Source organism: Streptomyces sp. CBMA156, assembly GCF_014596515.1.
Lineage (GTDB): Bacteria > Actinomycetota > Actinomycetes > Streptomycetales > Streptomycetaceae > Kitasatospora.
The window spans coordinates 80711-89376 of record NZ_MSJQ01000249.1 but is presented as its reverse complement, the minus strand read 5'-3'; the positions used below and the strand labels follow the sequence as shown (position 1 = coordinate 89376).

Annotated in this window: 8 protein-coding genes; all 8 read right to left on the bottom strand. The window is 72.5% G+C overall.

From position 1 onward, the window contains the following. The coding region (locus BU198_RS20830) for an ATP-binding protein (RefSeq protein ID WP_188298360.1) at positions 1 to 2421 on the bottom strand (2421 nt) is incomplete at its 3' end. A 152-nt stretch (positions 2422 to 2573) separates the two neighbouring features. Further along, positions 2574 to 2732, bottom strand: a complete 159-nt coding sequence (locus tag BU198_RS20825; protein WP_188298359.1) for a hypothetical protein — start codon at positions 2730 to 2732, stop codon at positions 2574 to 2576. 311 nt (positions 2733 to 3043) lie between these two features. Continuing rightward, on the bottom strand, positions 3044 to 4546 hold the full coding sequence (gatB, locus tag BU198_RS20820) for an Asp-tRNA(Asn)/Glu-tRNA(Gln) amidotransferase subunit GatB (protein WP_223244706.1): 1503 nt from the start codon (positions 4544 to 4546) through the stop codon (positions 3044 to 3046). Between the two features lie 5 nt (positions 4547 to 4551). After that, positions 4552 to 5202: a DUF4276 family protein gene (locus BU198_RS20815; protein ID WP_188298357.1), complete on the bottom strand. Its 651-nt coding sequence runs from the start codon at positions 5200 to 5202 to the stop codon at positions 4552 to 4554. After that, complete coding sequence (locus tag BU198_RS20810) at positions 5199 to 6518, bottom strand: AAA family ATPase (protein ID WP_188298356.1); 1320 nt, start codon at positions 6516 to 6518, stop codon at positions 5199 to 5201. The genes BU198_RS20815 and BU198_RS20810 overlap by 4 nt, the downstream gene beginning before the upstream one ends. Before the next feature lie 69 nt (positions 6519 to 6587). Then, on the bottom strand, positions 6588 to 6848 hold the full coding sequence (locus tag BU198_RS20805) for a hypothetical protein (RefSeq protein ID WP_188298355.1): 261 nt from the start codon (positions 6846 to 6848) through the stop codon (positions 6588 to 6590). After that, the gene (gene gatA / locus BU198_RS20800) at positions 6845 to 8353 is read right to left on the bottom strand and encodes an Asp-tRNA(Asn)/Glu-tRNA(Gln) amidotransferase subunit GatA (protein WP_188298354.1); all 1509 of its coding nucleotides are present in this window, start codon (positions 8351 to 8353) and stop codon (positions 6845 to 6847) included. The genes BU198_RS20805 and gatA overlap by 4 nt, the downstream gene beginning before the upstream one ends. Before the next feature lie 5 nt (positions 8354 to 8358). Continuing rightward, positions 8359 to 8655, bottom strand: a complete 297-nt coding sequence (gatC, locus tag BU198_RS20795; protein ID WP_030057414.1) for an Asp-tRNA(Asn)/Glu-tRNA(Gln) amidotransferase subunit GatC — start codon at positions 8653 to 8655, stop codon at positions 8359 to 8361. Positions 8656 to 8666: the final 11 nt, after the last annotated feature.

The window sequence follows — 8666 nt, the reverse complement described above, 5'->3', positions numbered from 1 at the left end:
CTCGGCCAGCGGCAGCCCCCGGCTGTCCGCCTCCACCGCGGCGGCCTCGGCCAGCAGCGGGTAGACGTCGGACTCGTTGCCGCTGCGCCCCTCCTCGGCGAGCGCGGCGAGCAGTTCGGCCCTGGCCTCCAGCGGCCGGCCGCCGAGCGCCGCGAGCCGCACCGCCAGCCGGCTGATCGGCACGCTGTGCTGGACCTGGCCGACCCGGTTGGCCGCCCTGGCCTGCGCCAGCATGGTCGCCGCGACGGGCAGGTCGCCCTTCAGCAGGGCGAGTTCACCGCGCATCCGGTCCAGGAACTCGGCGTGGGTGCCGGTCAGGCTGGTCAGCTCGCAGGCGGCGAGCACCTCGGCGGCCTCCCCCACCCGCCCGAGGTCGGTCAGCGCCTCGACCAGGTTGCCGGTCAGGATGGTGCCGATGTTGCGCAGCAGGCCCTTGCCGTCGGCGAAGTCCAGGCCCTCCCTGCTCAGGGCGACGGCCTCCTCGGACCGGCCCAGCCCGCGCTGCATGCTGGCCAGGTTGTTGATGCCGCGCAGCAGCAGGTCGGGCACGCCCAGCAGACGGGCCCGCTCGACCGCGCCGGCGAGTTCGGCCAGCCCGCCCTCGGCGTCGCCCTGCAACTCGTAGCGCAGGCTGCCGAGGGTCATCCTGGCGTGCACCTCGACCGAGTGGGCGCCGACCTCCTGGGCGGTCCTGATCGCCCGCTCGGCCAGCCCGACGTGCTCGGGGCCCGGCTTCTTGAGCATGGCGGACCCGGCGCCGAGGGCGAACACCTCGGCCTGCACGGCGGACGGCGCCAGGTGCTCCACCAGCCGGTGCGCGTGGGCGATCTCCTCGTCGTCCCCGGAGCGGCGCAGACTGCCCAGCATCCGGGCCCGGTTGATCCGGAACCAGGCCGCCCGCACCGGGTGCTCGGCCTCGTCGACCAGCCGGATGCCGCGCTTGGCCAGGCTCAGGCCGCGCTCCCGGTCGCCGCTGCGCCGGGCCGCGACCACCGCCTCGGCCAGCACGTCGACCAGCTGGATCCGGCCGCAGTCCTCGTCCGCGCCGCTGTGGTCGCAGGAGCCCGGCGGGTAGGTCTCGGCCCAGTCGTACGGGCGCAGGGTGTGCGCCAGCACCTCCTCGGAGACCAGGTCCCACAGCTCCAGGGCCCGTTCCAGCATGCCGAGTTGCTCGGCGAAGGCGTTGCGGCGGCGGGCCGCGCGGGCGGCGTCCAGGGCGGTCGGCAGGGCGCGGGCCGGATCGTGCGCGTGGTACCAGTAGTTGGCCAGCCTGGCGGGCAGCGCGTCACCGGGGACGAGCTGCGGCTGGGCCTCCACGGCGAGTGCGAACTTGCGGTTGATCCGGTGCCGTTCGCCGGGCAGCAGGTCGTCCGAGACCGCCTCGCGGACCAGCGCGTGCCGGAACCGGTAGCCCTCGCCCTCACTGTCCGGGCGCAGGATGTTGGCGCCGACGGCCACCCGCAGGGCCTCGATCAGCGCCTCCTCGTCGTCGTCCAGGACGGCGGCCAGCAGGGCGTGCTCGACGTGCGAGCCGCCCTCGGCGGCGATCCGCACCACCCGCTGGGCATCCTCGGCCAGGCCCTCGACCCGTACCAGCAGGATGTCCCGCAGCGAGTCGGTCAGCCCGGCGCCGCAGCCGTCCTCGAAGGCGGTGGCCAGCTCCTCGACGAAGAACGGGTTCCCCTCCGAGCGGCGGTGGATGCGGTCCACCAGCTGGCGGTCGGGGGCGGTGGTGCCGAGGATGCCGGCCAGCTGGGCGGCGACCTCGCGGCGGTCGAACCGGGCGAGCTCCAGCCGCTGGACGGTGCGCAGCCGCTCCAGCTCGGCCAGGAAGGGGCGCAGCGGGTGCCGGCGGTGCAGGTCGTCGGTGCGGTAGGTGGCGACCAGCAGCACCCGGGAGCGGTGCAGGGTGCGCACCAGGAAGGCGAGCAGCTCGCGGGTGGAACGGTCGGACCAGTGCAGGTCCTCGACGGCGAGGACGAGGGTACGGTCCGCGCCGAGCCGTTCGAACAGCCTCGCGGTGTGCTCGAACAGCCGGGCCCGGCTGTACTCGTCGTTGGGTTCGCCGTCCACCTCGCCGAACTCGGAGAGCAGCAGGGCGAGATGGCCCTCGCTGCCGGCCGCGGCGGCCTCCAGTTCGGCGCCCAGCGAGCGGTGCAGTCTGCGCAGCGCGGTGGCCAGCGGTGCGTACGGGAGCCCCTCGGCGCCGACCTCCAGGCAGCCGCCGAGCGAGGTGACCGCGCCCCGGGCGGCGGCGCGCTCCAGGAACTCCTCCAGCAGCCGGGTCTTGCCGACGCCCGCCTCGCCGCCGATCAGGACGGCCTGCGGGCTGCCGGTGCCCGCGCGGCGCAGCGCGTCGGTCAGCTCGGTGATCTCGTTGCCACGGCCGACGAAGACGGGGCTGACCGATGTGTGCTGCATGGAGGCGAGCATGCCATAGCCGGTGGGGACCGGCCGAGGGGTTATCTCCCAGCGCGAACGGGGTGCGGGGCCCGAACGCCCGGAGGGGGAGACGCTCACTCGCAGCGTCTCCCCCTCCGGGACTCCGTCGGCACCGTCCGGGTGCCGAACCGTCAGCATTCGGGCTGACGCACGGGGCGCCGCTGGAAGCGGGTGGCCACCGGACGCTGCCGCAGCCGGCTCGCTTCCTTGGCCTCGCGCACCAGGCGCTCGTGCTCGGCGCGGGCCACGAGCTCGTGGGCCTGTTGCTGGAAGGTCTGGTACTCGATCATCTCTGCTCCCCCTGCGGGTCTCACTGTGTTTCGCCGTCCTGCTGACGAGTAAGAGCTTCCTCCGCCAGTGGGGGGTGCCGCATCGGGAGCGTGCCGCATCTTCCGGGGCCCGGAGGCCTTAGATCGGGGGCAGATCGGGCGCCGGAGAAGGTTTAAGGCCCGGCCTCACCCCATTACAGAGGTGAGACCGGGCCTTAGGCCTTACTTAGAGGGCCTTAGATGGCTTAGATGCCTTAGGAAGACAGGGTTGACAGCCTGAGGAGCCGGGCTGTGCCTACTGTCCTTCCACGGCGAGCCGCTCCAGACTCCGCTTACTGTCCTTCCACGGCGAGCCGCTCCAGGATCAGATCCTTCACCCGGGCCGCGTCGGCCTGGCCGCGGGTGGCCTTCATGACCGCACCGACCAGCGCGCCCACCGCGGCGACCTTGCCGTCGCGGATCTTGGCGGCGATCGCCTCGTTCTCGGCGATGGCCTGGTCGACGGCGGCGCCCAGCGCGGAGTCGTCCGAGACCACGGCCAGGCCGCGCTTCCCGACGATCTCGTCCGGCTCGCCCTCGCCGGCCAGCACGCCCTCGATGACCTGGCGGGCCAGCTTGTCGTTCAGCTTGCCCTCGGCGACCAGCGCGGCGACCCGGGCGACCTGCGCCGGGGTGATCGGCTGCTCGCTCAGCTCGGTGCCGGTCTCGTTGGCGCGGCGGGCCAACTCGCCCATCCACCACTTGCGGGCCTGGTCGGCCGGGGCACCGGCCGCGATGGTCTCCTGGATCGACTCCACCGCACCGGCGTTGAGCACCGACTGCATGTCCTTGTCGGACAGGCCCCACTCGGCCTGGAGCCGGGCGCGGCGCACCCGCGGCAGTTCGGGCAGGGCGGCACGCAGCTCCTCGACCCACTCCCGGGCGGGGGCCACCGGCACCAGGTCCGGCTCGGGGAAGTAGCGGTAGTCCTCGGCGTTGTCCTTGATCCGGCCCGAGGTGGTGCTGCCGTCCTCCTCGTGGAAGTGACGGGTCTCCTGGATGATCGTGCCGCCGTCGGTGAGCACCGTGGCGTGCCGCTGGATCTCGAACCGGGCGGCCCGCTCCACGCTGCGCAGCGAGTTGACGTTCTTGGTCTCCGAGCGGGTGCCGAAGGTCTCGGTGCCGTTCGGGCGCAGCGACAGGTTGACGTCGCAGCGCATCTGGCCCTTGTCCATCCGGGCCTCGGAGACGCCCAGCGCCTTGATCAGCTCGCGCAGTTCGGCGACGTACGCCTTGGCGACCTCGGGGGCGCGCTCGCCGGCCCCCTCGATCGGCTTGGTGACGATCTCGATCAGCGGGATGCCGGCCCGGTTGTAGTCGAGCAGCGAGTGGGTGGCGCCGTGGATGCGGCCGGTGGCCCCGCCGACGTGGCTGGACTTGCCGGTGTCCTCCTCCATGTGGGCGCGCTCGATCTCCACCCGGAAGGTCGTGCCGTCCTCCAGCTGCACGTCGAGGTAGCCGTTGAAGGCGATCGGCTCGTCGTACTGCGAGGTCTGGAAGTTCTTGGGCATGTCCGGGTAGAAGTAGTTCTTCCGCGCGAACCGGCACCACTCGGCGATCTCGCAGTTCAGCGCCAGGCCGATCTTGACGGCCGACTCCACGCCGATCGCGTTGACCACCGGCAGCGAGCCCGGCAGGCCCAGGCAGGTCGGGCAGGTCTGGCTGTTCGGCTCGGCGCCCAGCTCGGTCGAGCAACCGCAGAACATCTTGGTCTTGGTACCCAGCTCGACGTGGACCTCAAGGCCCATCACCGGGTCGTAGGAGGCCAGTGCGTCGTCGTAGGACACCAGATTCATGGTGCTCACAGGAATCCCTTCGTCTTCAGTGCGTCTTCGGTGTCCACACGCCATCGTTGGTACGACGGCAGCTGGGAGAGAAGCTCAAGGTCGATGTGTTGGGCGAGTAGTTCCATGCTGTCGTCGAGGACGCCGCCGTGCCCCTTGCCGGCGATCGCTTCCCAGACGTTCTTCGCATAGGCCTGGTGCGTCGGGCTGTTGTGCGCCTTCTCCACCGCGGCCGGGGACTTGTACGGGTACCCGGACAGGTCCGCGCCGGCGACCGAACGGCTGATCGCCTCCCGGTCGGCCAGCATCCACGACTCGGTCATCCGGACCGGGACGAGCGCCACCGGCTCGGCGGACTTCGTGCCCCGGGCCCGTTCGCGGAGCAGCGCGGTCAGCTTCTCGGCGGTGCCGCGTTCCTTCTCGTCGCTGTGGACGAAGACCAGGTGGCAGTCCTGCGCCAGCTTCCAGGCGGACTCGGCCACCTCCTCGGCGGTGCCCGATCCGGTGATCCTGCGGTCGGCGAGTTCGCAGGCGTGCACCGACACCGGGCCGGGCGCCTTGGCCAGCAGCAGTTCCTCCAGCTGCCGGGTGATCAGGATGCGGAGGAAGGGGGCGTCGCTGACGCCTTCCACGACCAGCCCGGGGTACAGCGGTCGGTCGCCCTTCACGCCGCCCCCCGTTCCAGGCCGCGCAGCAGCCGGTCCACCGCCTGCGGGGTGGTGGAGCCGCCCGGCTCGGCCTCCGGGTCCCGGGGCCGCAACGGGCGTGCGGTGGTGATCCGGGAGACCGTCCCCCGCTCCGGGTCGACGTGGTTCGCCTGGTCCAGGAAGACCACCCCGCCGGAGAGGTCGGTGCGCAGCGCGGCCAGCAGGGCCGGCGAGTGGGTGGTGACCAGCAGCTGGCCCGGTGTGGTGCGGTCCGCGGGGGCCGGCAGCCCGGCGCCCCGGCCGAGCCGGCGGACCAGGTCGGCCACCTGGGAGAGGTGCATGCCGTTCTCGATCTCCTCGACGGCGAGCACCCCGGCCCGGTCCCGGTCCCAGAAGGCGGCGAGCAGGGCGAGGGCGCGCAGGGTGCCGTCCGACAGGGAGGCCGGCGAGACCCAGCCGGTGTGCTGGAACTCGACCTCGAAGTCGTACTCGCCCCTGGTCCTGACGACCTCCGTACGGAGGTCGCGGACGCCGGGGACGAGTGCGGCGAGGTCGGCCACCAGCCGGGTGCGGCTCTCCGGGTCGGTGGCGGAGATCCGGTCCAGGACGACCGCGAGGTTGCCGCCGTGCGGCTCCAGCGGGCCGTCCGCCTCGGGGCGGCCGAGCCGGCGCAGGGCGCCGGGTTCGAGGACGTACGGCTGCCAGGCCGCGGTCTCCCTGGCCGCCAGGCCGAGGAGTTCCAGGGTGCCGGCCGCCTCGCGGTGGGTGCCGAAAAGCTCGTCGTCGTCGGCCGCGGTCGGGTCCCCGAGGATCGGGCCGCCGATCGTGGCCGCCCAGGTGCCGGTCCTGGCCGTGAAGGCGTCGCGGGCCCGGACGATGTCGGCCCGCAACCCGTCGGGATAGCCGAGCCGGTCCATCCAGTCGGTGTTCTCCAGCCGGCTCACCCAGATCCGGCTCTGACCGCGGACCAGCGCGGCCCGGTGGGGCGCGCCCGCCCGGGAGGCGGTCGGCAGGACGAGCCCGGCCTCCACCCGCAGCCTGACCGGCAGGGGGCCGTCGGCCGAGGGCACCACGGCGCCCACGGTGATCCGGAACGAGTCCCGCAGCGGGGCCCGGTCGTCGCCGCCCCGGTGGAAGAGGTCACGGACGGCCAGCCTCCGGTCGCCGGCCACCGTGGCGTCGAAGCCGTGGTGGAGCGTTCCCGATACCAGCCGCAGCGCGTCGAACAGGTTCGACTTGCCCGCGCCGTTGACGCCCAGGAGCACGGTGACCGGATGCGCATCGAGCTCGAAGCCGACGAACGACTTGAACCCGTCGATGCGAATCTGGGTGATCATCTCCTACTCCTTGTTTCTTCCCCGGGGGCACGGCGGGCCCGGGCCGTCAGCCCGGGCCCGCCACGGCTGCTAGCCCAGCAGCACGTCGTCGGAGCCCAGGTGACGCAGCTCGCGCACCAGCAGGGCGGTGCCGGTGACCAGCGCGGCCGCGCCGACCAGGGCGTTGACCAGCTTGAGGGTGTCGCTCTCCTCGCGGGCCTTGCGGACGTCCTTGGCGATGGAGATCGCGCCGAACGCGCTGGTGCCGATGGACAGCCACAGGCCGGGCTTCGAGTGCTTCCACCCCTTGAGCGAAGCGGACTGGGACTTCGCCTTCTCGATCTTGCTCACAGTGCCGGTGCCTCCTCCAGCAGGGTGTGCCCCCACTTGTCGTTGAGTGCGGCCTCGACGGCACCGCCCACGCGGTACAGGCGGTCGTCCGCCATCGCGGGTGCGATGATCTGGAGGCCGACCGGGAGATTGTCCTCCGGGGCCAGGCCGACCGGCAGCGACATGGCCGCGTTGCCCGCCAGGTTCGACGGAATCGTGCACAGGTCGGCCAGGTACATCGCCATCGGGTCGTCGGCGCGCTCGCCGATCGGGAAGGCGGTGGTCGGCGTGGTCGGCGAGACCAGCACGTCCACGCCCGCGAAGGCGGCGTCGAAGTCGCGCGAGATGAGCGTGCGGACCTTCTGGGCCGAGCCGTAGTAGGCGTCGTAGTAGCCCGAGGACAGGGCGTAGGTGCCCAGGATGATGCGGCGCTTCACCTCGGGGCCGAAGCCGGCCTCGCGGGTCAGGGCGGTGACCTCCTCGGCCGAGCGGGTGCCGTCGTCGCCGACCCGCAGGCCGTAGCGCATGGCGTCGAAGCGGGCCAGGTTGGAGGAGCACTCGCTGGGCGCGATCAGGTAGTACGCCGGCAGCGCCAGGGTGAAGGACGGGCAGGAGACCTCGACGACCTCGGCGCCCAGCTCGCGCAGGAGCTCCACCGACTCGTCGAAGCGCTGCATCACGCCGGCCTGGTAGCCCTCGCCGGCGAACTCCTTGACGACGCCGATCCGCATGCCGCGGACGTCGCGCATCCTCGCGGCCTCGACCACGGCCGGGACGGGCGCGTCGATCGAGGTGGAGTCCAGCGGGTCGTGCCCGGCGATGGCCTCGTGCAGCAGCGCCGCGTCCAGCACGGTGCGGGCGCACGGGCCGCCCTGGTCGAGCGAGGACGAGAACGCCACCAGGCCGTAGCGGGACACCGAGCCGTAGGTCGGCTTGACGCCGACGGTGCCGGTGACGGCGCCGGGCTGGCGGATCGAGCCGCCGGTGTCGGTGCCGATCGCCAGCGGGGCCTCGAAGGCGGCCAGCGCGGCGGCCGAACCGCCGCCGGAGCCGCCGGGGATGCGGGAGAGGTCCCACGGGTTGCCGGTCACGCCGTACGCGGAGTTCTCGGTGGAGGAGCCCATCGCGAACTCGTCCATGTTGGTCTTGCCGAGGATGACCACGCCGGCGTCCTTGAGACGGCCGGTCAGCGTGGCGTCGTACGGCGGGATCCAGCCTTCGAGCATCTTCGAGCCGCAGGTGGTCGGGATGCCCTTGGTGGTGAAGACGTCCTTGAGCGCGAGCGGGACGCCGGCCAGCGGGCCCAGCTCCTCGCCCTTGGCGCGCTTCTCGTCGACGGCCCTGGCCGCGGCCAGCGCGCCCTCGGTGTCGACGTGCAGGAAGGCGTTGACCTTCTTGTCGACCGCGTCGATGCGGTCCAGGTGGGCCTGCGCGACCTCGACGGCGGACACCTCGCCCTTGGCGATGGCACCCGCGGTCTCGGCGGCCGTCCACTTGATGATCGGCGTGGGGATCAGCTCGGTCATTTCGGTCAGTCCTCCCCGAGAATCTGCGGCACACGGAATCGCTGCTCCTCGGCGGCGGGGGCGCCGGACAGCGCCTGCTCCGGGGTGAGCGACGGCCGTACCTCGTCCGCGCGCATGACGTTGGTCAGCGGCAGCGGGTGGGAGGTCGGCGGGACGTCCTGTCCGGCGACCTCGGAAACGCGGGCGACCGCGCCGATGATCACGTCGAGCTGCTCGGCGAAGTGGTCCAGCTCTTCGGGCTTCAGCTCAAGACGCGACAGCCGGGCGAGGTGGGCGACCTCCTCGCGCGTGATGCCAGGCATGCAGCGATCCT